This is a genomic window from Mycolicibacterium wolinskyi, assembly GCF_002101965.1.
Classification (GTDB): Bacteria; Actinomycetota; Actinomycetes; order Mycobacteriales; family Mycobacteriaceae; genus Mycobacterium; species Mycobacterium wolinskyi.
Genome location: NZ_LQQA01000017.1, coordinates 190947 through 215469, shown reverse-complemented (window position 1 = coordinate 215469; position 24523 = coordinate 190947). Strand labels below are relative to the sequence as shown.

The 24523-nt window shown below is 66.1% G+C and carries 21 protein-coding genes; 12 read left to right on the top strand and 9 right to left on the bottom strand.

Annotation, left to right across the window (positions count from 1 at the left end; genetic code table 11):
* The first annotated feature begins 8 nt into the window (after positions 1-8).
* The 4 genes from AWC31_RS19400 to AWC31_RS19385 are packed head-to-tail and all read left to right on the top strand — an operon-like array spanning position 9 to position 3643.
* A complete protein-coding gene (locus tag AWC31_RS19400; RefSeq protein ID WP_085145692.1) occupies positions 9-656 on the top strand; it encodes a TetR/AcrR family transcriptional regulator in 648 nt (215 codons plus the stop codon).
* A gap of 3 nt (positions 657-659) precedes the next feature.
* Entirely contained in the window at positions 660-1598 is a 939-nt protein-coding gene (locus AWC31_RS19395) for a sterol desaturase family protein (RefSeq protein ID WP_085145691.1), read from the top strand.
* 46 nt (positions 1599-1644) lie between these two features.
* Positions 1645-2250 carry an SOUL family heme-binding protein gene (locus tag AWC31_RS19390; protein ID WP_234816915.1) on the top strand — a complete coding sequence of 202 codons (606 nt, stop codon included), beginning with the start codon at positions 1645-1647 and terminating at the stop codon, positions 2248-2250.
* A gap of 31 nt (positions 2251-2281) precedes the next feature.
* Positions 2282-3643 (top strand): TIGR01777 family oxidoreductase, encoded by a 1362-nt coding sequence (locus AWC31_RS19385; protein ID WP_085145689.1) that lies wholly within the window; start codon positions 2282-2284, stop codon positions 3641-3643.
* Here the strand turns inward: AWC31_RS19385 and AWC31_RS19380 are convergent.
* Positions 3640-4308 carry a TetR family transcriptional regulator gene (locus AWC31_RS19380; protein ID WP_234816914.1) on the bottom strand — a complete coding sequence of 223 codons (669 nt, stop codon included), beginning with the start codon at positions 4306-4308 and terminating at the stop codon, positions 3640-3642. The genes AWC31_RS19385 and AWC31_RS19380 overlap by 4 nt on opposite strands.
* Positions 4309-4492: 184 nt before the next feature.
* On the opposite strand from AWC31_RS19380, the gene AWC31_RS19375 reads away from it, so the two are divergent.
* From AWC31_RS19375 to secG, 7 genes are all read left to right on the top strand, one after another.
* Entirely contained in the window at positions 4493-4888 is a 396-nt protein-coding gene (locus AWC31_RS19375; protein ID WP_374214022.1) for an MmpS family transport accessory protein, read from the top strand.
* Complete coding sequence (locus AWC31_RS19370) at positions 4885-7809, top strand: MMPL/RND family transporter (protein ID WP_085145686.1); 2925 nt, start codon at positions 4885-4887, stop codon at positions 7807-7809. Before AWC31_RS19375 ends, AWC31_RS19370 begins: the two co-directional genes overlap by 4 nt.
* Positions 7810-7827: 18 nt before the next feature.
* Positions 7828-8550: an ABC transporter substrate-binding protein gene (locus AWC31_RS19365; protein ID WP_085145685.1), complete on the top strand. Its 723-nt coding sequence runs from the start codon at positions 7828-7830 to the stop codon at positions 8548-8550.
* Positions 8551-8648: 98 nt separating this feature from the next.
* Positions 8649-9671: a type I glyceraldehyde-3-phosphate dehydrogenase gene (gap, locus tag AWC31_RS19360; protein WP_067845209.1), complete on the top strand. Its 1023-nt coding sequence runs from the start codon at positions 8649-8651 to the stop codon at positions 9669-9671.
* A gap of 5 nt (positions 9672-9676) precedes the next feature.
* The gene (locus AWC31_RS19355) at positions 9677-10903 is read left to right on the top strand and encodes a phosphoglycerate kinase (RefSeq protein WP_085145684.1); all 1227 of its coding nucleotides are present in this window, start codon (positions 9677-9679) and stop codon (positions 10901-10903) included.
* A 4-nt stretch (positions 10904-10907) separates the two neighbouring features.
* Positions 10908-11693 carry a triose-phosphate isomerase gene (tpiA, locus tag AWC31_RS19350; RefSeq protein WP_067845213.1) on the top strand — a complete coding sequence of 262 codons (786 nt, stop codon included), beginning with the start codon at positions 10908-10910 and terminating at the stop codon, positions 11691-11693.
* 43 nt (positions 11694-11736) lie between these two features.
* Positions 11737-11970 (top strand): preprotein translocase subunit SecG, encoded by a 234-nt coding sequence (secG, locus tag AWC31_RS19345; RefSeq protein ID WP_067845215.1) that lies wholly within the window; start codon positions 11737-11739, stop codon positions 11968-11970.
* Between the two features lie 61 nt (positions 11971-12031).
* Here the strand turns inward: secG and deoC are convergent, their stop codons facing one another.
* The 7 genes from deoC to AWC31_RS19310 all read right to left on the bottom strand — a co-directional run bounded on the left by deoC (position 12032) and on the right by AWC31_RS19310 (position 20006).
* Positions 12032-12730, bottom strand: a complete 699-nt coding sequence (gene deoC / locus AWC31_RS19340; protein WP_085145683.1) for a deoxyribose-phosphate aldolase — start codon at positions 12728-12730, stop codon at positions 12032-12034.
* Between the two features lie 29 nt (positions 12731-12759).
* Positions 12760-13767, bottom strand: a complete 1008-nt coding sequence (locus AWC31_RS19335) for an ABC transporter permease (RefSeq protein WP_085145682.1) — start codon at positions 13765-13767, stop codon at positions 12760-12762.
* Positions 13760-15307 carry a sugar ABC transporter ATP-binding protein gene (locus tag AWC31_RS19330; RefSeq protein ID WP_085145681.1) on the bottom strand — a complete coding sequence of 516 codons (1548 nt, stop codon included), beginning with the start codon at positions 15305-15307 and terminating at the stop codon, positions 13760-13762. The genes AWC31_RS19335 and AWC31_RS19330 overlap by 8 nt, the downstream gene beginning before the upstream one ends.
* Before the next feature lies 1 nt (position 15308).
* Positions 15309-16259, bottom strand: coding sequence for a sugar-binding transcriptional regulator (locus tag AWC31_RS19325; RefSeq protein WP_085145680.1), 951 nt, complete (start codon positions 16257-16259; stop codon positions 15309-15311).
* 63 nt (positions 16260-16322) lie between these two features.
* On the bottom strand, positions 16323-17882 hold the full coding sequence (locus AWC31_RS19320; RefSeq protein ID WP_085145679.1) for an FGGY-family carbohydrate kinase: 1560 nt from the start codon (positions 17880-17882) through the stop codon (positions 16323-16325).
* 3 nt (positions 17883-17885) lie between these two features.
* Positions 17886-18977, bottom strand: coding sequence for a galactitol-1-phosphate 5-dehydrogenase (locus tag AWC31_RS19315; protein ID WP_085145678.1), 1092 nt, complete (start codon positions 18975-18977; stop codon positions 17886-17888).
* A 48-nt stretch (positions 18978-19025) separates the two neighbouring features.
* Entirely contained in the window at positions 19026-20006 is a 981-nt protein-coding gene (locus AWC31_RS19310) for a substrate-binding domain-containing protein (RefSeq protein ID WP_234816913.1), read from the bottom strand.
* A 188-nt stretch (positions 20007-20194) separates the two neighbouring features.
* On the opposite strand from AWC31_RS19310, the gene ppc reads away from it, so the two are divergent.
* Positions 20195-22990: a phosphoenolpyruvate carboxylase gene (ppc, locus tag AWC31_RS19305; RefSeq protein ID WP_085145676.1), complete on the top strand. Its 2796-nt coding sequence runs from the start codon at positions 20195-20197 to the stop codon at positions 22988-22990.
* 74 nt (positions 22991-23064) lie between these two features.
* Here ppc and AWC31_RS19300 read toward each other — a convergent pair whose 3' ends face one another.
* The gene (locus AWC31_RS19300) at positions 23065-24426 is read right to left on the bottom strand and encodes an MATE family efflux transporter (protein ID WP_085145675.1); all 1362 of its coding nucleotides are present in this window, start codon (positions 24424-24426) and stop codon (positions 23065-23067) included.
* Positions 24427-24523: the final 97 nt, after the last annotated feature.

Genomic DNA, 24523 nt, shown 5'->3' with positions numbered 1-24523 from the left:
ATCTGAATATGCCTCACGATGACGATGAAAAACCCCGGCGGCTGACGCGCGCCGAGAACCAGGCCCGCACCCGTGCGCTGTTGCTCGACGCGGCGGCGCGCACTTTCGCCCGCAAGGGCTATGCCGCGGCATCGGTCGATGAGATCGCCGCGACCGCCGGGTTCTCCGTGGGAGCCGTCTACTCGAACTTCTCGGGCAAGGAGCAACTGTTCTCCGAACTGATGGCCGAGCGCGCATCCGGCCGCATCGACCAGGTGGTCGACACGCTCGCCGAAGGCCGACGGGAGACCGGGGAACCGTTGCGGGCGCTGGGGCGGATGCTGATCGAGATCGCCGACAAGGACATCGAGTTCGAAGCGATCCAGTCGGAGTTCTGGCTGCAGGCGGTGCGCAACCCGGACGCGATGCAGATCCTGGTGGATCGCTCGGCACGCACACTCGCCTCGGTGCGCGACATCGTCGCGGAAGCCTTGGAGCGCAACAATGTTGATGACAGCGTCTCTCCGGATGCGTTCGCGGTCGTGGTGCTCGCGTTGTTCCAGGGGCTGATCCGGCAACGCCGCATCGACCCGGACCGGGTGCCCGAGGAACTGTTCGGGCAGGCCCTGGCATGGCAGATCGCGGGCATGCCCAAAGCCTCGGCGGGGCGGGGATAGCCGATGGTCGACGCAATGCGAATCGGGCTCTACGCGATGCCCGCCTTCTTCGTCCTCATGGCGATCGAGTTCCTCAGCTACCGCTTCGACAAGGACAATCCTCGGCCGCGGGCCGGCATCTCGTGGCGCGACAGCTCCACCAGCCTGTCCATCTATGCCCTCGGCTATCTCGTCCGGCCGTTGGAGCGTTTCATCGAGGTTCCGATCGTGGCGATCGCGGCGGCGTTCGCGCCGATGCAGCTGTCGGCCGCGCACTGGTGGGTCTGGATCGTCGCGATCGTGTCGGCCGACCTGGCCTATTACGTCAAACACCGGATGTCTCACCGCATCCGGCTGTTCTGGGCGGCGCACAGCGTGCACCATTCCAGCCAGCACTTCAATCTTTCGACGGCCGTGCGCCTGCCGTGGCTCATCCCGGGATCGTTCCTCAGCTCGATCGTGTACGTGCCGCTGGCGGTGATCGGCATCCCGGTCTGGTTGATCTTCCTGTCGCAGGCGATCGTGCTGCTCTACCAGTTCCCGATTCACACCGAGCGCATCGACCGGCTGCCGCGGCTGATCGAGTTCCTGTTCAACACGCCTTCACACCACCGCGTGCACCACGGCGCGAACAACCCGTACCTGGACAAGAACTACGCGGGCATCCTCATCGTGTGGGACCGCATGTTCGGCAGTTTTGCGCCCGAGGGCGAACCTGTGCGCTATGGGCTCACCAAGAACATCGACACGTACAACCCGGTCAAGGCCAACTTCCACGAATTCGCCGCGATGGTGGGCGATGTCTGGCGGGCCAGGACCTGGCGCGGGCGTCTCGGCTACGTGCTGCGGCCGCCGGGGTGGCGGGAAGACCCCGATACCGCCGGCGCTGTCGTGAGCGAGCGCGATACGCATGAATTCTCACTGTCCGGGCAATCCAAGGTGGCGTCGGTTCCGAATCCCTGATGTCGGACCGTGGCGTTCGGCCGCGCTCACGAGAAGGGACCGCGTCGTGCTTCAGCAGATACCGAGGCTCATCAGCCGGCTCATCCAAGCTGCGCCTGCCGTGATCGGCTGGCGGGTGGGCACCGAAGAACCACCATATGAGGCGGAATCGTTGGCCGACGGGGTGGAGATCCGGCACTACGGCCCCCGGATCGCCGCGGTGACGATCGGCGCCGACCAGGACGCCGCCCTGCGGTTGGGATTCGGGCGCCTCGCCGGTTACATATTCGGCGACAACGGTGGCGCGAGCGAAACGGGCCCGGTCGGCGGGCAGAAGATCGCGATGACCGCGCCGGTCGCACAGACCGGCGGTCGTGGCGACAAGTGGGACGTGCAGTTCTACATGCCGGCCAGGTCGACCATCGACACATTGCCCGAGCCCAACGACGACAGGGTCCGCCTCGCTGAGATACCCGCCCAGTCGGTCGCGGTATTGCGGTTCAGCGGCGACCGCGGCCCCGATGCGGTCGCCGAACGTACCGCGCGACTGCGTGAGGTGCTGCGCGAGTACGGGTTCGATGCCGACGGCGAGGCGACCGCCTGGTTCTACGACCCGCCATGGACGGTTCCGTTCCTGCGTCGCAACGAGATCGCGATCCCGGTGCGCACATAGCGTGGCAGGAATCTTCAGTAGAGTCCGCACCATGGAGCGGGTATTCACGACGGTGATCGACGCGCCGCGCGACGACGTGTTTTCCTGGCACGCGCGTCCCGGTGCGTTCGAGCGGTTGTCGCCGCCATGGCAACCCGTGCGCATAGTCTCCGAGGCCGAGTCGCTGGCCGACGGCCGGGCGCGCCTGGCGCTACCGGGCGGGTTGCGCTGGGTGGCCCGGCATCGTCCGGAACTCTACAATCCGCCAAGGTGTTTCGTCGATTCGATCAGCAGCGACGGTATCGCGTCGCTGCCGGTACGCGTCGTGGCCCGGTGGACGCACACCCACGAGTTCGAAGACGCCGGTGACGGCCGGACCCGGATGATCGACCGGGTCGAGACGCCGGTGCCGGCAGTTGCGCTGCATCCCATGTTCGCCTACCGGCATCGCCAACTCGCGGCCGACCTCGCGGCGCACCGTGCCGCCGGCGAGCGGGGCCTGGGATCGGTGACGGTCGCGATCACTGGATCGTCCGGCCTTGTCGGTTCGGCGTTGTCGGCGTTTCTGACCACCGGTGGGCATCGCGTCATCAAGCTCGTGCGACATTCTGCGGCCAATACCGACGAGCGCCAGTGGAATCCGGCAGATCCTGAGCCGGAGCTGCTGTCGGGCGTGGATGCGCTGATCCACCTGGCGGGCGCCTCGATCGCCGGCCGCTTCACCGCCGAGCACAAGCGGGCGATCCGCGAGAGCCGCGTCGGCCCCACCCGACGGCTCGCCGAGCTTGCCGCCCGGACCGCTGACGGCCCGGCGACGATGGTGTGCGCGTCGGCAATCGGGTTCTACGGAAACGACACCGGTGAGAACCCGGTATCCGAGGACAGCGAGCGGGGCGATGGCCTTCTCGCCGAGGTCGTGGCCGACTGGGAGGCGGCCACCGCACCTGCCGCGGCCGGCGGATTGCGGGTCGTGCAGGTGCGGACCGGAATCGTGCAATCCCCACGGGGCGGAGTGCTGCGCGCACTCTATCCGTTGTTCGCGCTCGGCCTCGGCGGCCGGATCGGCGACGGCACTCAGTGGTTGTCGTGGATCGGCATCGATGACCTGCTCGACGTGTACCACCGCGCGTTGTGGGACGACGGCTTGTCCGGACCGGTGAATGCCGTTGCCCCCGAAGCGGTTCGCAACACCGACTACACCCGCACCCTCGCCCGGGTCCTGCGCAGGCCGGCGCTGCTGCCGGTGCCGGCGTCGGGTCCGAAGCTGCTGTTGGGCGACGAAGGTGCGCGTGAGCTCGCGTGCGCCAGCCAGCGCGTCGTGCCGGTCAGGCTCGAGCGCGCGGGCCACCGATTCCGGCACGCCACCCTGGAGGACGGGCTGCGGCATGTGCTCGGCCGCACGCGTGCGGATTAGTCGCCCGACTGTGCGGCCAGCCCCGTGCACATCGCGGTGAGCAGCCGCGTCAACGTCGGCCCGAACTCGAAATCGAACTCGGGCGGCACCGCCGGTTCGGTCGCGTAGGCGTCGACGAGATCGGCAGGCGGGTGCACCACCTGCCACAGCGTGCCCGCCAGCGCCGTCGCCGACGACAACATGTCGGCCGCGCCCTGGCGGCCGAGGGCGGGCAGCGCACGCTCGATCGCCTCGGCGATCGACATCACGGCGGGGTAGGACTGTCGTTTGACCTTGACGACCTGTTCGGGTTTCACCTCGTGTTCGAGGTGAAGTGGGAGATAGGCCAGCAGATCGCAGAACAGCACGTCCTGCAACAGCCCGCCCACGAGCGCCTCGGCGACGCGGGCCGGCGACACCGGGCCCGGAGCGGCCAGGCTCTCGCACACCGCGGCCGACCAGCGGCCCCAGCCTTCGGCCGCGAGGTGCAACAGGATGTCCTTGTGCGAGGCGTAGTACCGCCGCACCGCTGAGTGGTGGACCCCGGCGCGATCGGCTACGGCGGTCAAAGTCACTGCCGCCACGCCCGATTGGAGTGCGAGCGACCGGGCCGCCTCCATCAGCGCGGCCGCCCGCGCGCGCTTGTTCTCCGCGGTGCGGGCCCTCTTGAAGGTGACCGGTTCCACGGGCCGAACCATAACGGAAGGTATGGCGCGGTGGGTTCCTCCGGCAGGCCTCCGACAAAACCTCCGACGAACCGTAGTCGCCGTTACGCACGTCGTGTGCGTTAACCTCTTCGGGTAGCCAACCCTAAGTTGAAGGGGACCGACGATTCTCACGACTCTCAAGCGGGCGTGGATTCCGCTGGTGATGGCGGCTGTCATCGCCATCGGCGGGTTCGCTGTCACGAAGATCCGCGGCATCTTCGGTACCCAGCAATTGCCCACCTATGCCGGCAGCATGTCCGACGACCAGAAGAACGTGTCGGACCCCAAGCGGGTCGTCTACGAGATCTTCGGCCCGCCCGGAGCGGTGGCCGACGTCAACTACATCGACGACGACGGCGAGCCGAACCAGGTCGACGGCGTGGCCCTGCCGTGGTCGGTCGAGATCGTCACGAACGCGCCGTCGATGACCGGCAACGTGCTCGCGCAAGGCAACAGCGATTTCATCGGCTGCCGCATCTCCTCTGACGGCGAAGTCAAAGACGAACGGACTGCACACGACGTGAACGCCTACATCTACTGTTTCGCGAAGTCCGTATGAGCAACCACGCTCAGCGCGACATCACCCGGCCGACGTTCCTGGCACGGTGGATCCGGCGGCTGTCGATACCGATCATCCTCGGCTGGTTGCTCGTCGTCGCGGTGATGAACCTCGCCGTACCCCAGCTCGAACAGGTCGGCAAAGAGAACGCGGTATCGCTCAGCCCGCACAACGCCCCGTCCATGCAGGCCATGACGAACATGGGCAAGCTGTTCGAGGAATCCGACTCCGACAGCGTCGCGATGATCGTCCTCGAAGGCGAGCAGGAACTCGGCGACGAGGCGCACGCCTATTACGACCAGCTCATGGAACGGCTCAAGGCCGACACCAAGCATGTGCAGCACATCCAGGATTTCTGGGGCGACCCGCTGACCGAGGCCTCCGCTCAGAGCACCGACGGCAAGGCCGTCTACGTGCAGCTCAACCTCGCGGGCAACATGGGCGAGGCACTGGCCAACGAATCGATCGATGCCGTGCGCGCGATCACCGGGGAACTGCCACCGCCGCCGGGCATCAAGGTGTTCGTCACCGGGCCCGCCGCACTGCAGGCCGACCTCAACCATGCCGGCGACGGCAGCATGGTCAAGATCACCCTGCTGACCTTCGCGGTGATCATCACGATGCTGCTGTTCTTCTACCGGTCGATCGTGACCGTCGTGCTCGTGCTCGCGATGGTGGGTGTACAGCTCGCGGTGGCCCGCGGTGTCGTGGCGCTGCTCGGCCACTATCACATCATCGGGCTGTCCACGTTCGCGGTGAACATGCTCGTGGCACTGTCGATCGCGGCGGGCACCGATTACGCGATCTTCCTGATCGGCCGCTACCAGGAAGCGCGCACCAAGGGCCTCGACAAAGAGCCGGCCTACTACGAGATGTTCCACGGCACAGCACATGTCGTGCTCGGATCGGGCCTCACCATCGCCGGTGCGACGTACTGTCTGACGCTCACCCGCATGCCGTACTTCCAGACCCTCGGTGTCCCCAGTGCGGTCGGCATCGTCGCCGGCGTGCTCGTCGCGCTCACCCTGGGGCCGGCGATCGTCACCGTGGGAAGCCGGTTCGGTCTGCTGGAACCCAAGCGCGCCATGCGGATTCACGCGTGGCGCCGGGTCGGCACGGTCGTCGTCCGCTGGCCCGGGCCCATTCTCGTCGCGTCGCTCGCGCTCGCGCTGGTCGGTCTGGCCGCTCTGCCGGGCTACAAGACCAGCTACGACGACCGCAAGTACATCCCGCAGGACATACCCGCCAACGAGGGATTCCAGGCCGCCGACCGGCATTTCAGCCAGGCCAGGATGAACCCCGAGATCCTGCTCATCGAGGCCGATCACGATCTGCGCAACTCGGCGGACTTCCTGGTGGTCGACAAGGTGGCCAAGGCGGTGTTCCGGGTGCCGGGTGTCGCGCGGGTGCAGACCATCACCCGACCCGAGGGCACGCCGATCGAACACAGCTCGATCCCGTTCCTCATCAGCATGCAGGGCGTCGGGCAGATGCAGAACATGAAGCTCATGAAGGACCGGATGGCCGACATGAAGACTCAGGCCGACGAGATGGGCAAGACGGTCCAGACCATGAAGACCATGTACGGGCTGATGACACAGCTCACCGGCGTCACCCACGACATGGTCGGCCAGATGAACGAACTGCAGGGCACCATTCACGACTTACGGGACAAGATCGCCGATTTCGACGATTTCTTCCGGCCGATCCGCAACTACTTCTACTGGGAACCGCACTGCTACGACATCCCGGTCTGCCACTCGATGCGCTCGATCTTCGACGCGATGGACGGCGTCGACACGATGACGGCGACCATGGACAAGGTCATGGTCAACATGACCGAGATGGACGCGCTGATGCCGCAGCTGCTCGCTCAGATGCCGTCGATGATCGCGACGATGGAGAGCATGCAGCAGATGATGCTGACGACGTATGCCACCATGTCCGGCTTCTACAACCAGATGGACGAGTTGAGCAAGGACTCGACCGAGATGGGCAAGGCATTCGACGCCGCCAAGAACGACGATTCGTTCTATCTGCCGCCAGAGGTGTTCGAAAACCCCGACTTTCAGCGCGGGATGGAATCCTTCCTGTCCCCGGACGGCAAGTCGATCCGCATGATCATCTCGCACCGCGGTGAGTCCTCGACCCCGGAAGCGCTCGCGCGGGTGGAACCGATCAAGGTCGCGGCGATCGAGGCCGTCAAGGGCACGCCGCTCGAAGACGCGCGGATCTCGCTCGGCGGCACCGCCGCGACGTTCAAGGACATGGCCGACGGTTCGAAGTACGACCTGCTGATCGCAGGCATCGCGTCGCTGTGCCTGATCTTTTTGATCATGCTGCTCATCACGCGGGCACTGGTCGCCTCGATCGTGATCGTCGGCACCGTGCTGCTGTCGCTCGGCGCGTCGTTCGGCCTGTCGATCCTGATCTGGCAGTACATCGTCGGTATCGACCTGCACTGGATGGTGCTCGCGATGTCGGTCATCGTGCTGCTGGCCGTCGGGTCCGATTACAACCTGCTGTTGGTGTCACGGTTCAAAGAGGAGATACCCGGCGGTTTGAAGACAGGCATCATCCGCGCGATGGGCGGCACCGGCAGCGTGGTCACCGCCGCGGGCATGGTGTTCGCGTTGACGATGGCGGCGATGGTGGTGAGCGATCTGCGGGTGCTTGGGCAGGTCGGCACGACGATCGGGCTCGGCCTGCTGTTCGACACCCTGGTGGTGCGGTCGTTCATGATGCCCGCCATGGCCACCCTGTTGGGCCGGTGGTTCTGGTGGCCCATCAACGTGCTGCGGGTACGGCAACGGCAGCGCCCATTGCCACCGCCGCGCGAACCGGTTGCCGTCGGCGCCTCGACCGATGACGCCCCGACGACGGAGCTGCCCAGGCAGCAACCGGGACCGTCGGGAGCCTGACCCGGATACGGTGAGGCGATGAGCACCTTGCGGGTGGGCGTGGTGGCACCGGATCCGCCGTTCAACGGGATGGCCACTGGGCCTGGGCGCGCCGGCCTGGACATCGACCTGATCAGCGCGATCGCGGAGAGGCTCGGCGCCACAATCGAATTCGTCGACTACACCGGCACCGATTTCGACGGTGTCTTCGACGGTCTCGGCACCGGCACCTACGACTGCGTCATCGCGGGCACCACGGTCACCCCGCAGCGGCAACGGATGGCGGCGTTCGCGCCGCCGTACCTGATCACCGGCCAGGCGCTGGCGGCCGACACCAATCGCTTGCCACATGTACGGTCCGTCGCTGACCTGGCCGGACTGACCATCGGCGTCCAACGGGGTGATACGAGCCAGCCGATCGCCGAGCGGCTCGTCGCCCAGCGCCGGGCGGCCCGGGTGCGCGTCTACGACTATGGCGACATCCGGGCGGCGCTGGAGGACCTGACCACCGGCGGTTGCGACGCGGTCATGAAGCTGGCTCCGGTACTCACCGAACTGGTCAAGCCCCTGCCCGAGGTGGAGGTGGTGCAGCGCAGGCTGTCCACCGAGGAGATCGCGATCGCCGTCGCCCCTGCCGATACCGAACTGCTCGACCGGATCGCCGCTGCTCAGGGCGAATTGGAAGCGGACGGCACGCTGCAGCAGATTCGCCGGCGCTGGCTCGGCAACCCGTTCACCGATCAGCACCTGGCCGCGCTTTGACCGGGCTTCTGACCACACCGCACGAGCCGGTGAAGGCACCACTAGGCTGGCTGACGAGCAGTGACCGGCAACTTTCCCTCGACAATTAGGAGAGACACGTGACCATCCGGGTAGGCGTTAACGGCTTCGGCCGCATCGGACGCAACTTCTACCGGGCCCTGGCGACGCAGAAGGCCGAGGGCAAGAACACCGACATCGAGATCGTGGCGGTCAACGACCTCACCGACAATGCCACCCTCGCGCACCTGCTGAAGTTCGACTCCATCCTGGGCCGGCTGCCCGAGGACGTCAGCCTCGAGGGCGACGACACCATCGTCATCGGTGACACCAAGATCAAGGCCCTGGAGGTCAAGGAAGGCCCGGCGGCGCTGCCCTGGGGTGACCTCGGCGTCGACGTCGTCGTCGAATCCACCGGCATCTTCACCAAGCGCGACAAGGCGCAGGGTCACCTGGACGCCGGCGCCAAGAAGGTCATCATCTCCGCACCCGCCAGCGATGAGGACATCACGATCGTGCTCGGCGTCAACGACGACAAGTACGACGGCAGCCAGAACATCATCTCCAACGCCTCGTGCACCACGAACTGCCTCGGCCCGCTGGCCAAGGTGCTCAACGACGAGTTCGGCATCGTCAAGGGCCTGATGACCACCATCCACGCCTACACGCAGGACCAGAACCTGCAGGACGGTCCGCACAAGGACCTGCGCCGCGCCCGCGCCGCCGCGATCAACATCGTGCCCACCTCGACCGGTGCCGCCAAAGCCATCGGCCTGGTGCTGCCCGAGCTCAAGGGCAAGCTCGACGGCTACGCGCTGCGGGTTCCGATCCCCACGGGCTCGGTCACCGACCTGACCGCCGAGGTCTCCAAGGCCGCGAGCGTCGATGACATCAACGCCGCGTTCAAGGCCGCCGCCGAGGGTCCGCTCAAGGGCATCCTCAAGTACTACGACGCACCGATCGTGTCGAGCGACATCGTCACCGATCCGCACAGCTCGCTCTACGACTCAGGCCTGACCAAGGTGATCGACAACCAGGTCAAGGTCGTGTCCTGGTACGACAACGAGTGGGGCTACTCCAACCGCCTCGTGGACCTGACCGCGCTGGTCGGCAAGTCTCTCTAGTCGCGATGGCTGTCCGCACACTCGAAGATCTTCTGAACGAGGGCGTCGAGGGCCGGGGCGTGTTGGTGCGCTCCGACCTCAACGTCCCGTTGGACGAAGACGGAACCATCACCGACCCCGGACGCATCATCGCGTCGGTGCCGACGCTGAACGCACTGGCCGAGGCCGGTGCCAAGGTCGTCGTGACCGCACATCTCGGCCGTCCCAAGGGCGGCCCGGATCCCAAGTTCTCGCTGGCGCCCGTCGCCGCGGCACTGGGGGAGAAGCTGGGCCGCCATGTGCAACTGGCCGGTGATGTGGTCGGCACCGATGCGCTGGCACGCGCCGAAGGCCTGACCGACGGCGACGTGCTGTTGCTGGAGAACATCCGGTTCGATCCGCGCGAGACCAGCAAGGACGACGCCGAACGGCTCGAGTTGGCGAAGGCGCTGGCGAGCCTCGTCGAGGGTGCCGACGGTTCACCCGGCGCGTTCGTCTCCGACGGCTTCGGTGTGGTGCACCGCAAGCAGGCGTCGGTGTATGACGTCGCCACCATCCTCCCGCACTACGCCGGGACCCTGGTGGCTGCCGAGGTCAAGGTGCTCGAGCAGTTGACGAGCTCGACCGAGCGGCCCTACGCCGTCGTGCTGGGCGGCTCCAAGGTGTCCGACAAGCTCGCGGTCATCGAGAACCTGGCCACGAAGGCCGACAGCCTTATCATCGGCGGCGGGATGTGCTTCACATTCCTTGCCGCGCAAGGGGTTTCGGTCGGCACCTCGCTGCTGCAGGAAGAGATGATCGACACCTGCCGCAAGCTGCTCGAAGACTACGCCGACGTGATCCACCTGCCGGTGGACATCGTGGTCGCCGACAAGTTCGCGGCTGATGCCGAGCCGGAAACGGTTGCCTGCGATCGCATTCCGGACGGCAAGATGGGCCTGGACATCGGCCCGGAGTCGGTCAAGCGGTTCACCGCGCTGCTCTCGAACGCCAAGACGGTGTTCTGGAACGGCCCGATGGGCGTGTTCGAGTTCCCGGCGTTCTCCGCGGGCACCAAGGGTGTCGCCGAGGCGATCATCGGTGCCACCGGCAAGGGCGCGTTCAGCGTCGTCGGCGGCGGCGATTCGGCCGCGGCGGTGCGTCAGCTCGGCCTGCCCGAGGACGGGTTCTCGCATATCTCCACCGGCGGTGGGGCATCGCTGGAATACCTGGAAGGCAAGACCCTGCCCGGCATCGAAGTACTGGAGTCGTAGAACCATGGCCCGTAAGCCGCTCATCGCCGGCAACTGGAAGATGAACCTCAACCACTTCGAGGCCATCGCCCTGGTCCAAAAGATCGCATTCGCCTTGCCGGACAAGTACTTCGACAAGGTGGATGTGACCGTCATCCCGCCGTTCACCGATCTGCGCAGCGTGCAGACGCTGGTCGACGGCGACAAACTGCGCCTGACCTACGGTGCCCAGGACGTGTCACAGCACGACTCCGGCGCCTACACCGGTGAGATCAGCGGTGCGTTCCTCGCCAAGCTGGGCTGCACGTACGTCGTGGTCGGGCACTCCGAACGGCGCACCTACCATCACGAGGACGACGCCCTGGTGGCCGCCAAGGCCGCCGCGGCGTTCAAGCACGGCCTCACGCCCATCGTCTGCATCGGCGAGCACCTCGATGTGCGCGAGGCGGGCAACCACGTCGAGCACAACGTGGAGCAACTGAAGGGCTCCCTGGCCGGGCTGTCCAAGGAACAGATCGGCAAGCTCGTGATCGCCTACGAGCCGGTGTGGGCTATCGGTACCGGGCGCGTGGCCAGTGCGGCCGACGCCCAGGAGGTCTGCAAGGCGATCCGCGACGAACTCGGCAATCTGTCGTCACCCGAGGCGGCGGCCGGCATCCGGGTGCTCTACGGCGGGTCGGTCAACGCCAAGAATGTCGGCGAGATCGTGGCCCAGGGCGACGTGGACGGCGCGCTCGTCGGCGGGGCATCGCTGGACGGCGAGCAGTTCGCGACGCTGTCGGCGATCGCCGCAGGCGGTCCGCTGCCGTAACCCCACGCGGGGCCGGGCAGGCTCACCAGGTATTCTTGCGGCCATGGAATTGGCGCTGCAGATTGTCCTGGTCGTGACCAGTGTGCTGGTCGTGCTCTTGGTTCTGCTGCACCGGGCCAAGGGAGGCGGTCTGTCCACCCTGTTCGGCGGCGGCGTCCAGTCGAGCCTGTCCGGATCCACCGTGGTGGAGAAGAACCTGGACCGCCTCACCTTCTTCGTCACAGGCATCTGGGTGGTGTCCATCATCGGCGTGGCGCTGCAGATCAAGTACAGCTGATCCGAAACGTACGAAAAGCCGCCCCGGTTGCAACCGGGGCGGCCTTTGTATCTGCTCGGTGTCAGTAGTCCGAAGCCGACCCGGCACCGGGCTCACCCAGCAATGCGCGCGAGCCCGAGACACCCAGGCGGGTCGCGCCCGCTGCGATCATGACCCGTGCCTGCTCGAGGGTGCGTACGCCGCCGGATGCCTTCACCGCGAGTCCGTCTCCATGCACCGTGCGGTACATCAGCTCGACCGCGTGAACGCTCGCGCCGCCGGCTGGATGGAAACCCGTCGAGGTCTTGACGAAGTCGGCGCGCGCTGCGGCCGCCGCGCGGCACACCCCGACGATCTCGTCGTCGGTCAAGGCGGCCGATTCGATGATGACCTTGAGTATCTTCGTCGCAGGCACGGCGGCGCGTACCGCCGCGATGTCGGCTTCGACGCGGTCGAACGCCCCCTCTTTGGCCGCACCGACATCGATCACCATGTCGATCTCGTCGGCGCCGTGCCGCACCGCCTCGGCTGCCTCGGCAGCTTTGACCGGCGAGGTGTGCTTTCCGCTCGGAAACCCGCATACCGCGGCGACTTTGAGTCCGGAGCCGGCGGGTATGCCGATCGGCAGCATAGATGGCGACACACAAACCGAATAGGTGCGCAGTGCCACCGCCTCGGCGATGAGTGCTTCGACGTCGGCTGCGGTGGCTTCCGGTTTGAGCAGGGTGTGATCGATCATCGCGGCGACCTCGGCCACGGTCGGTTGGGTCTCGATTGTCATCGGATGGGCCCTTCTGTCGATGGTGGGGTTCAGGCGCTCTTGGCTTGACGGTCGAGGATGTAGTTCATGATCAGAGCGGCGACCAGGATCAGTCCCGTCACGAGCATCTGGAAGAACGAGCTCAACCCCAGCAGGTTGAACAGGTTGCGCAGCACCGACAGCAGTAGCACCGCGATGAATGTGCCCATCACACCGCCCTTTCCGCCGAACAAACTGGTTCCACCCAGCACCACGGCGGCGATCGCATCCAGTTCCAGCCCGGTATTGGCGGTGGGTTGACCGATGGTGAGCCGGGCGGTGAGCAGCACTCCGGTCAACGCGGCCAACCCTCCGCAGATCACATACGCCGCAGTGGTGATGCGCTGCACCGGTAGCCCCGACAGCCGTGCCGCTTTGGCGTTGCTGCCGACGGCGTAGACGTGTTCGCCGAATGTCGTGCGGCGTAGCACCAGACCCACGATCACGGTGGTGGCCACGAAGATAAGCCCGACAACCGGAATGCCGGCCACGGTGCCGGCGCCCAGAAACCGCAGGCCGACCGGGATCTCCGCGGTTGTGGGCGTGCCATTGGTGGTGAGAAATGTCAGACCGCGAATACTCTGCATCCCGGCGAGCGTCACCATGAATGCTGGAAGGGCCAAGTAGGCGCTCAGCCCGCCCATGATCCCGCCGAGACAAAGCCCGCTCAGGATCGCGATCAACATGGCCAGCGGCCAGGCGATCCCCAGTCCGATGAGGATCGCGACCAACATTCCTGACAGTGCCGCAACGCTTCCCACCGAAAGATCGATGCCGGAGGTGAGGATCACGACCGTCATGCCGATCGCGACGATGCCGGTGAGGCTGGACTGCTGGAGCAGATTCGCGAGGTTCTGCGACGTGAGGAATTGCGGGGCGGTGATGGAGGCGACGACGAACAGCGCAACGAAAATGAACAGCAGATTGAACCGCACGATGATGTTCTGGCGGCGCGTCCGTGCGGTGACAGCCGTGGTCGACGGCGCGGCGGGAGTGGGGCCCTGGAGGAGGTCAGTCATTGTCCTGTCTTCCTGTGACGACGCAGCGGGCGATGTCCGCCGGTGATGTGTTTCTGGGGTCGTAGGCTGCGATGTTCCTGCCTTCGTGCATGACCCAGATCAGGTCGCAGTTCTCGGTCAACTCGCTCATCTCGCTCGATGCCATCAATACCCCGACGCCTGCTTCGGCCAGTGCCTGAACCTGTTCGAACAGATCGGCTTTCGCACCGATGTCCAGCCCGCGGGTGGGTTCGTCGAGAAGCAACACGTCGATCCCGCGGGCCATCCACTTGGCCAGCACGACCTTCTGCTGGTTGCCGCCGGAGAGTTCACCGACCGGCTGATCGATGCTGGAGAACTTCACGCCGAGGCGTTGCAGCGGCGGCGTGCACAGCGCTCTGGCGGCTTTCATCGGGTTGATACCGAACGGTGCGAGCGCGGCGATGCCGGCGTTGCGCAGGATCGACTGCTCGAGGAACAGGCCCTGACTCTTGCGGTCCTCGGGAACCAATCCGATTCCGGCCAGAACCGCGCTCCGGGGTGTCAGGTGAGTGACGCGCTTGCCGTTCAACGTCAAGTCGAGCGCAGCGCGGCGGTCGCCGAACACGGTCGCGAGCAATGTGGAACGACCCGCCCCGCCCAACCCCGCCAACCCGATGATGTCTCCGCGCCGTACCGCGATGCCGGACACGTCGATCAAGCCCGGAATGACGGCACGACGAATCTCCAGCAGCTCGGGTCTCTCCACGTCTGCGCGTGGTTTCCTGGGCGGGAGGGATTGCAGGCCGCGGCCGATCATCGCCTCTACCAGTTCCTCTTTGGTCACCGTTGCGACGTCGAACACTCCGACGGTGGCGCCGTCGCGCATGACCGTCGCACGGTCACCGATCGCTTTCACCTCGTCGAGCCGATGCGAAATATAGATCACCGATTTCCCTGCGGCGGTGAGCTCGCGAATCACGCGGAACACTTCCGTGAGATCGTGATCGGTCAGTGTCGCGCTGGGTTCGTCCATGACGATGATGCGGGCGTCGGTGGTGAGTGCCTTGGCGATTGCGGTGAGCTGCTGATCGGACACGGACAGATTCGCGACCACATCAGACGGTGCGAAGCACCCACCGACTCTGGCGATGGCCGCCGCTGCCAGCCGGTCTCGTTGTCGGCGTGCGACGAATGGGCCGCGCAGCGGTTCGTGGCCCAGAAAGAGGTTCTGTGCCACGGTCATATCAGGGATGAGGTCCAGTTCCTGGTAGATGGTGTTGATGCCTGCGCGCACGCCATCAATCGGTGAGCCGAACGAGACTTCCTCGCCGTCCAAAGTGATCGTTCCGGAATCTGGCGTATAGGAACCGGACAGGATCTTCATGAGAGTGCTTTTCCCGGCGCCGTTCTCACCGAGAAGGCAGTGCACTTCGCCCCGGGCGACCTCGAGGGTCGCGCCGTCGCATGCCTTGGTGCCGGGGAACGCTTTCACGATGTTGTGCATCTTCAGCGCGGCCACGCTCCCGGTGTCGCCGGCGGGCCCAGGTAGCGTCGATTCCACGTTGTGGCTGGTTGTCATGTCATTGCTCCAGCACGGCCAGTGCCGTGGGTTCGTCGGTGATCAGGACCGAACACAGACCGCTGTTGAGGGCACCGTTGACGACAGGCACTTTTCGCGCGCCTGCGGCGACCGCGATGGCACAATTGGCGTTCTTGACGTCGTCGAGGCTGAGACCTACTGTGCGCCTGTCGATGTCGTCGTACGCGATCTCGCCGGTCTCGGTGATGTAGTGGGCCAGGATGTCGCCGCAGGCACCGGCTGATTCGAGTTGAGCGAGTTCGGCAGGTGTGACGGCCCCCGACTCGACCAGCACTGAGGTCGGGCCGAGCGCTCCCAGCGAGAACAGGAGTGCCTCTGCCCTGCGGGCGCGGCTCAGCACGTCCTCCACGAAACCCTCGGCGTAGAGCGCGTCACGCGTTTCGATCCGCTCGACGATCGCGGGCACCGGCAACAGGGTCGCCCGGCCATTTCCGCTGTGGGCAATGCCCGTCACGATATTCGCGGCCTTCGTAGGATGCACCGATCGGCTCACCCCGCCGTTGGCCTGAATGACCTCGATACCGCTTGTCCAACCGGCCGGAAGCACCGCAGCTATCTGCTGCAGGGTGTTGCCCCATGAGACGCCCAGGGTGGTGATCCACGACGAGTTCGACTTCAGGTAATTCGCTGCGGCGGTCGCGATGTGACGCCCGGCGGTGTCAGGTGTTTCCGGACCCGGCACGACCACGCACTCGCGAAGGCCGAACCGGCCGCGCATCTCCACTTCGAGGTCGGTGCGACGCGCCTGCGGATGCACGATCCGGATTTCGACGAGGCCCGCCCCGCGAGCCTCGTCGAGAAGTCGCCCGACCTTCCACCGAGTCAGGTGGAGTTCGGACCCGATGTCTTCCTGAGTGCGGCCCTGCTCGTAATAGCACTGTGCGACATAGAGCAGCAGGTCGGTGTGACTCTTGCCAGTGATCGAGCGCATCAGGGTTGTCCGTTCTTCGCGCAAGCGCTCATCAGGGTTGTCCGTTCTTCGCGCAAGCGCTCATCACCGCACCACCTGGAATGCGGCACGCCCGCCCTGCGCCTTACTCGGACCGCCGTCGGCGGCATCACACATGATCGGACGCAGCACGGCGGTGAGCCGCTGATAGTCGTCAAAAGTCTTCTCGTAGACGGCGATTCGCTTTGGCTCGGGCTCCATCATCCGGACCTTGGGGGCGAACAGCCGAGACCCGGCGCGCAGGCTCGGAACGATTCCTGCCGCGGTCGCCGCGATGACCGCACAGGCCCGCAGGGTGAGGTTCTCACCGATCACGAGCTCGGCGGGCCGACCGAGCACATCGACCGTGACTTGCTGCCACAACGGGTTTCGCTCGATGCCACCCGAGAAGACAAGGCGGGCACACGGGACCCCGGACCGTTCGAACGAATCGATGACACTGCGGGTCCCACACGCGACAGCTTCGACCATCGCCCGGTACAGTTCCGCCTTCGTGGTGCCCAGCGTGAGCCCGATGACCGCACCGCGAAGGCGGGCCTCCCGGTGCGGTGTCCGGTTGCCCATGAAGTAGTCGAGGGCACGTAAGCCGTGCGAAGCCGGGTCGACCGCGCCGGCCTGGTCGATCAGCGCCGGGAGATCGCCGCGCGGCACGCCCATAATCGATTCGCCCGTCCATTTCAGCACCGAACCGCTGGTGACCTGACCACCCTCCACCAGCCACTTATCGTGGTTCAGCGCATCGGGATACGGGCCCCACACCTCGTTGGAGGTGGTCGGTCGGTCTACTTCGGTGACGATGGCCGACGACGTGCCGGACACGATGGAGACCAACCCGTCCACGTTGCCGCCGCAGGCAAGGAGCGACACATGGGCATCGATGCCGCCGACCGCGACGACCGGTCGGTCTTCGATGCCCAGATCGGCAGCGGCAGCCTCCGTGAGGGTGCCCGCGACACCGCCCACCGGGACGATCTCATCCGGTAGCTTCCCGATGAGGTCGTCCATTCCCAACGCGGCATAGAGTTCGGCTGGGAAACGGCCCTCGATCGTGTCGTAGTTGTATTTGCACACGGCATTCATCTGCGACCCGACCCATCGGCCGGTGAGCCGGAAGGTCAGGTAGTCGACGGCCTCGACAATGCGCGCGGCCGACCGGTACGCGTCCGGGTCATTCTTTTTGAGCCACATCGCTTTCGGCAGAAGCCATTCTGCGGCATCCGATCCGCCTGACCACTCGAGGATCGGATGCTGCAGACTCAGTCGCGCGGTTTGTTCAGATTCCGCGGCACCGCGCGCGTCCATCCATAGGATCGCCGGGCGCAGCGGTGTTCCCGCCGCGTCGACAACCGCCACTGTCGAGGCGGTGGTCGACGCGGCGATCGCGATGACGCGGCCGGCGATCCGGCACGTCTCGCTGTCCAACAGCTGACGAGTCGCGGCGGTGATCGCGGCCCACCAATCCCGCGGATCCTGCTCGGCCCAACCAGGTCGCGGGTGGTGTGTCGAGTAAGGGCGGTGTGCCGTGCCCAGCGGGGTGCCGTCCTCGGTAAAGGCGCCGATGCGCGCGCCCTCGGTGCCGAGGTCGATCGTCAGGAGTATTCCCATGTGTCAGTCCTCGTTCGGCAGGAACAGAACTTTTGACGAGAAGATCGAGCGGTCGCCGAGCCGCTGCATCATCTGCGGTAGCTCCGAAAGTGGTAGCTCGTGGGTGATCATGAACTCCCACTTGAGTTTTCCTTCGGCGAGCATCTGAGCGGAGGTACGCCATTCGTCACCGGGGAACGGTGCCGAGAACGAGTTCCACGAGCCGTGCAGGCTCGTCTCCTGCCGCATGAACTGGTTGAAGGTGTCCTTATCCAGGGTTACCGGTGCGTGCGGGATACCGACGAAGACCGCGTGTCCGTGCGGACCGGTGAGATTGGCCGCCATATCGGCTGTCGCGGGGACACCGGCGGATTCGAGCACGACATCGAAGCCACGGCCGCCCAAGGCGCGCGCCTCCTCGACGCTCCGCACGGCGTGCGTGGCACCCGCCTCGCGTGCCATGTTCGCCTTCTCCTCGCTCAGGTCGATCGCCACGATCTGACCGGCGCCGTGCAGCTTTGCCCATTGGATCGCGAAAAGTCCGATCGGGCCCGCGCCGATGACCAGGACACGGTGTCCGGCGCGCAGGTCGGTCTTCCACAGCCCGTGCAGCGCGATCGCGGCGGGGTCGAGCATTGCAGCGGCGCGCGGATCTATGCCCGCGGGCAGTTTCAGCAGATTGCCTGACGGACTGACGACGTATTGGGCGTAGGCGCCGTCGGATCGGCTTCCGAAGTAGTCGTAGTTCTCGCAGAGGCCGAATGAGCCTTTGGCGCAGAAGTCGCATTGCCGGCACGGGATGAGTGGGGGCACCGATACGAGTTCGCCGATGTCGAATCCATCGACGCCATCACCGAGTTCGGCCACCCAGCCGGAGAACTCGTGCCCGCAGATGATCGGCATGATGTAGCCGCCGTTGCGCAGCATTCTGGGGATGTCGGAGCCGCACACACCGCAGGCGGCGACCTTGAGCAGTACCTCACCCGGCCCGGGCCTGGGCACTTGTGCCTGCTCGACCCGGATGTCTCCCGGCGCGTACATCACTGCCGCAGTCATGTGCGTGGGCAGAGCCGGTTGTATCGCCGCGGTTGTCGGGGCGGGTGCCTCGGTCGTCATTGAAGCTCTTCTCCTCGTGTGTGGTCGTTGGTCGATTGAGTTGGTCGGCTATTCGGCAGCAAAAGTCGATTGGCTGACCAGCGAGGGTGCGTTCGACTTGTCGACCAAACCTGTTCCGGCATCGACGAACTCGGGGACGGACTCACCGCGGGCAACCTTGGCTGCCGTCTGGATGGCGAGCTTTCCCTCGGCGTTGGGGTCGTTGAGTGCGGTGGCGATGTACTGGTCGCCGTCGGCGATTGCGCGCACGGCTTCCATCAGGCCGTCCACCCCGAAGACTTTGACGTCGGCGCGGTGGTTCTCGGTCAGAACCTGCAGAGCGCCAAGCGCCATATCGTCGTTCTGGGCGTAGACGGCCTTGAGGTCGGGATGGGCTTGCAGAAGGTCCTGCATCGCGGTGACCGCTTTGGATCTGGTGTAGTCGCAGTACGGACCGTCGATGACGGTGATGTTGGGCTGCGCCGATACCGCAGCCTGGAATCCGTCGTGCCGGTCTCGCGCTACCGCGCCACCCGCGTCGCCCTGGATCTCGATGATCTTGCCCCCAGCGGGCCCGAGTGTGTCGACGGCGGCTTTGCCGACAATCTGGCCCATGGCTTTGTTGTCGCGGCCGACGAAGGCCGCCGCGCCTGATTCGACCGGGCGGTCGACGGTGACGACCTTGATGCCTGCCGCTTCGGCGGCAGCCAGGGATGGCGTGATGCCCTTCGGGTCGACCGGGTTGATCACCAGCACATTGACGCCCCGGGTGATCAAATCCTGGACGTCGTTGTTCTGCTTGGTCACATCGCCGTTGGCGTCGGCGTAGAAGAACTCGTCGCCCTGCGCCTGAGCTTCGGCTTTGGCTGCGTCGGTGAGCGCGACGTAAAACGGGCTCTGCTGCGTTGCCTGGCTGAAGCCGATCTTCAGGGGTCCGTCGGTGACCGTGGTGGTCTGGGCAGCGTTGTCACCGGGCACCGAGCAACCGGTGAATGCCAGTGCCATTGCGGCCCCGAGCGCGATTCCCGAGAGGGCTTTTGCGAAGCTCACTTTTCCTCCTAGCTGTGCGCGTCAGTCGTTTGGCTGCGCATGACGCTCATCACGTTATGAACAGGAATGTGAGGACGTCAACATATGCGCATATTTTTGCTCATGTGAGCAAGCGCGCTCCGATGGCCTGGCCAAGGAGGGGGCTGCCCGGGCCTGCACCCGGGTCTGATCACCCCGATACTTGACCCATGGTTGACGGCCCCGACACCACCCTCGAGCCGATCGGATCGGTACACCGCACCCCGGTCGGGCGTGACGCCACCGAGCCGATGCGCGAAGACATCCGGCTGCTCGGCGCGATCCTCGGCGATACCGTGCGCGAGCAGAACGGCGAAGCGGTTTTCGACCTCGTGGAGCGGGCGCGGGTGGAGTCGTTCCGGGTTCGCCGCTCCGAGATCGACCGCGCCGAACTGGCCGGGTTGTTCGCCGGGATCGACGTTCACCGGGCAATCCCGGTGATCCGTGCGTTCACCCACTTCGCGCTGCTGGCCAACGTCGCCGAGGACATCCACCGCGAGCGCCGCCGTGCCGTGCACGTGGCAGCCGGGGAACCGCCGCAGGACAGCAGCCTGGCCGCGACGTATCTCAAGCTGGATTCGGCCGACCTGGACGCCCACGCCGTCGCCGACGCGCTGACCGGCGCGCTGGTCTCGCCCGTCATCACCGCGCACCCCACCGAAACCCGGCGCCGCACGATCTTCGACACGCAACACCGCATCACCGAACTCATGCGCCTGCGCCTGCACGGGCACACGCATACCGAGGATGGGCGCGACATCGAGATCGAGCTGCGCAGGCACATCCTGACGTTGTGGCAGACCGCGCTCGTGCGGTTGTCGCGGCTCAAGATCTCCGACGAGATCGAGACGGGCCTTCGCTACTATCCGGCGGCGTTCTTCCAGGTCATCCCGCAGGTCAATGCCGAGGTCCGTGATGCGCTGCAGGCCCGCTGGCCCGGCACGGAGCTGTTGACCGAACCGATCCTGCGGCCGGGTTCGTGGATCGGCGGTGACCGGGACGGCAACCCGAACGTGACGGCCGACGTGGTGCGGCTCGCCACCGGCCGCGCCGCCTATACGGCATTGGCGCACTACTTCACCGAGATCACTGCGCTGGAAGAAGAGCTGTCGATGTCGGCGCGGCTTGTGAAGGTGACCGACGGCCTGACCGCACTGGCCGACGCGTGCCACGAACCGGCACGTGCCGATGAGCCGTACCGCAGAGCGCTGCGGGTGATCCACGCGCGGCTCACCGCCACCGCGCAGCAGATTCTCGACGAACAACCCGAACACCAACTCGATCTGGGTCTCGACCCCTATCCGACCCCGGTCGAGTTTCTCGCCGACCTCGACACGGTCGACGCGTCACTGCGTGCCAACGGCAGTGCGGTAGTGGCCGACGACCGGCTGGCCCGGATGCGAGAAGCCGTGCGGGTCTTCGGTTTCCATCTGTCCGGCCTCGACATGCGGCAGAACTCCGAAGTGCACGAGCAGGTGATCGCCGAACTGCTGGCCTGGTCGGGAGTGCATGCCGACTATGCGTCGCTGCCCGAGGCGGACCGGGTCGAATTACTGGCGGCCGAGATCTCCACGCGCCGTCCCCTCATCGGGGAGGGCGCCGACCTGTCCGAGTTGGCGCGCAAGGAACTGAACATCGTCGGTGCCGCGGCGCGGGCGGTCAAGGTCCTCGGCCCGCAGGCGGTGCCCAACTACATCATCTCGATGTGCCAGTCGGTCTCGGACATGCTCGAGGCCGCGGTGTTGCTCAAAGAGGCCGGCCTGCTCAATCTGACCGGGCCGCAACCCTATTGCCCGGTCGGTATCGTGCCGCTGTTCGAGACCATCGACGATCTGCAGCGCGGCTCGTCGATTCTCGAAGCGGCGCTGGACCTTCCGGTGTACCGCACGATGGTGGCCTGCCGCGGCAGGCACCAGGAGGTCATGCTCGGCTACTCGGACTCGAACAAGGACGGCGGCTACCTCGCGGCGAACTGGGCGCTGTACCGCGCCGAGCTCGACCTCGTCGAGTCGGCGCGCAAGACCGGAATCCGCCTGCGGCTCTTCCACGGTCGCGGCGGAACCGTCGGTCGCGGCGGAGGGCCCAGCTACGACGCCATCCTCGCCCAGCCGCCGGGAGCGGTGAACGGTTCACTGCGGATCACCGAGCAGGGTGAGGTGATCGCGGCCAAGTACGCCGAGCCGCGGATCGCGCACCGCAATCTCGAGACACTGCTGGCCGCGACGCTGGAATCGACCTTGCTCGACGTCGAGGGGCTCGGGGAGGAGGCCGAACCCGCCTACCGGGTGCTCGACGAACTGGCCGCCCGGGCACAGCGCGCCTACGCCGAATTGGTCCACGAGACACCGGGTTTCGTCGACTACTTCAAGGCGTCGACACCGGTCAGTGAAATCGGTGCGCTGAACATCGGCAGCCGCCCCACGTCGCGTAAACCCACCACATCGATCGCCGATCTTCGTGCCATCCCGTGGGTGCTCGCATGGAGCCAGTCCCGCGTCATGCTGCCCGGCTGGTACGGCACCGGCACGGCATTCGAGGAATGGGTCGCCGAAGACCAATCCAGGCTGGCGGTCCTGCAGGATCTCTACGAACGCTGGCCGTTCTTCCGCACCGTGCTGTCCAACATGGCGCAGGTGCTCGCCAAAGCCGATATGGGTCTGGCAGCGCGTTATTCGGAGCTGGTCGATGACGAGGACCTCAGAGCCAGGGTGTTCGACAAGATCGTCGCCGAGCACGACCGCACCATCCGGATGCACCGGCTGATCACCGGCCAGGACGACCTGCTGGCCGACAACCCGGCACTCGCGCGTTCGGTGTTCAACCGTTTCCCCTACCTCGAACCGCTCAACCACCTGCAGGTCGAACTGCTGCGGCGGTACCGGTCCGGCGACACCGACGAACTCGTGCAGCGCGGAATCCTTCTCACGATGAGCGGGCTGGCCACCGCGCTACGCAACAGCGGCTAGATTGTCGCTCTCGCAACGTTGGCTAGATTGTCGCTCTCGCAACAGCGGCTAGATTGTCGCTCTCGCAACGGTGGCTAGCCAACCGCCGCCGCGAACCGGCGCCGGAACACGATCAGCAGCAGGACCGCGGCGGTGGTGAGACCCGCGGACAGGCCGAGCCACATGCCCACTGCGTCGAGGTCGGCGGCGTAGGCCAGCAGCAGGCCGACCGGGAACCCCACGACCCAATAGCCGACGATCGTGATCACAAAGCTCGAGGACGTGTCATGCAGGCCCCGGAGCAAGCCGATACCGATGTTCTGGGCCGAGTCGACGAACTGCTGGAACGCGGCCACCGCGAGCAACGCCATGGCGATGACCAGCGCGGCGCGGTCACCGGTGTCCATGAACAGCCCGAGCACCTCGGTCGGAATCGCCAGGTAAATGAGCGCGACGACGGCCGCCACAGCCGCGCCCTGCCCATAGGCGAGCCAGGCGATCAGGCGAGTCTGCGCGGCCTCACCGAGCTCCACCAGGCGGCTCACGAGAATCGAGGCGCCGTGGGATATCCCGACCGACACCTGAAAGACGATGTAGCTCAACTGGTTCACCACGGAGTGGGCGGCCAGGGCGGGTGCACCGAACGTGCCGATCACGACCGCGGTCACCGAGAACAACCCGGCCTCACTGCCATAGGTGCCTGCGATGGGAATGCCGAGACGCAGGATCTGCTTCACCGCGGGCAGCGGCGCGCGGTGCACGGCCACGCTGAAGTACGGCGCCAGCTCGGGGTCGGCCCGCACCATCGCGGTGAACGCCACGAACGTCAGCAGGTACACCAGCGACGTCGCGGCGCCGATGCCCGCAAGACCCATCTCCGGCAGCGGGCCGGGGCCGTAGATGAGCGCGGCGTTGAGCGCGACGTTGAGGGCGACCGAAGCCAGGGTGATCAGCAGAAGCGCCTTCGGGCGCCGCATGCCGACCGTGAACTGCCGGACCACCTGAAACCACAGGCACGGCACCAGACCCGGCGCGAGCGCCGCCAGCATCGGCAGCGTGCCGTCGAGCACGGCGGCGTCCTGACCCAGCCAGCGCAGCAGATAGCCCAGGCCGATCAGGGCGAGCCCTCCGACGATTCCGGCGACCGTGGCGACGAGGAAGCCGGCGCGGACCAGATCACGCGTCTCGTCGCCGGACGCCTGCGCGGTGGTCTGGTCGCGTTCGGACCGGCTCGCGGCGGCCGAGACCAAGTTGCCGACCGACGTCAGCAGGCCGACGCCCATTGTGCGGAGCTGATTGAACAGCGTGATGGACAAGCCACCCGCGGCGAGCGCGGCCACGCCGAGCGGGCCCATCATCACCAGGTCGGTGGTGGTCAGCGCAACCTGCGCGAGTTGTGTCAGCGCGATCGGCCCCGCCAAGCGGGTGAGTTCGCGTCCCGTCGCGGCGACCGTCATCGCACAACACCGTATAACCCGGGGCCCGCGACACGTTCGACCCTGTGGGCGTGCCGAGGTTAGGCGAACTTAAGCTACGGGGACAGCAGTGCAGCCG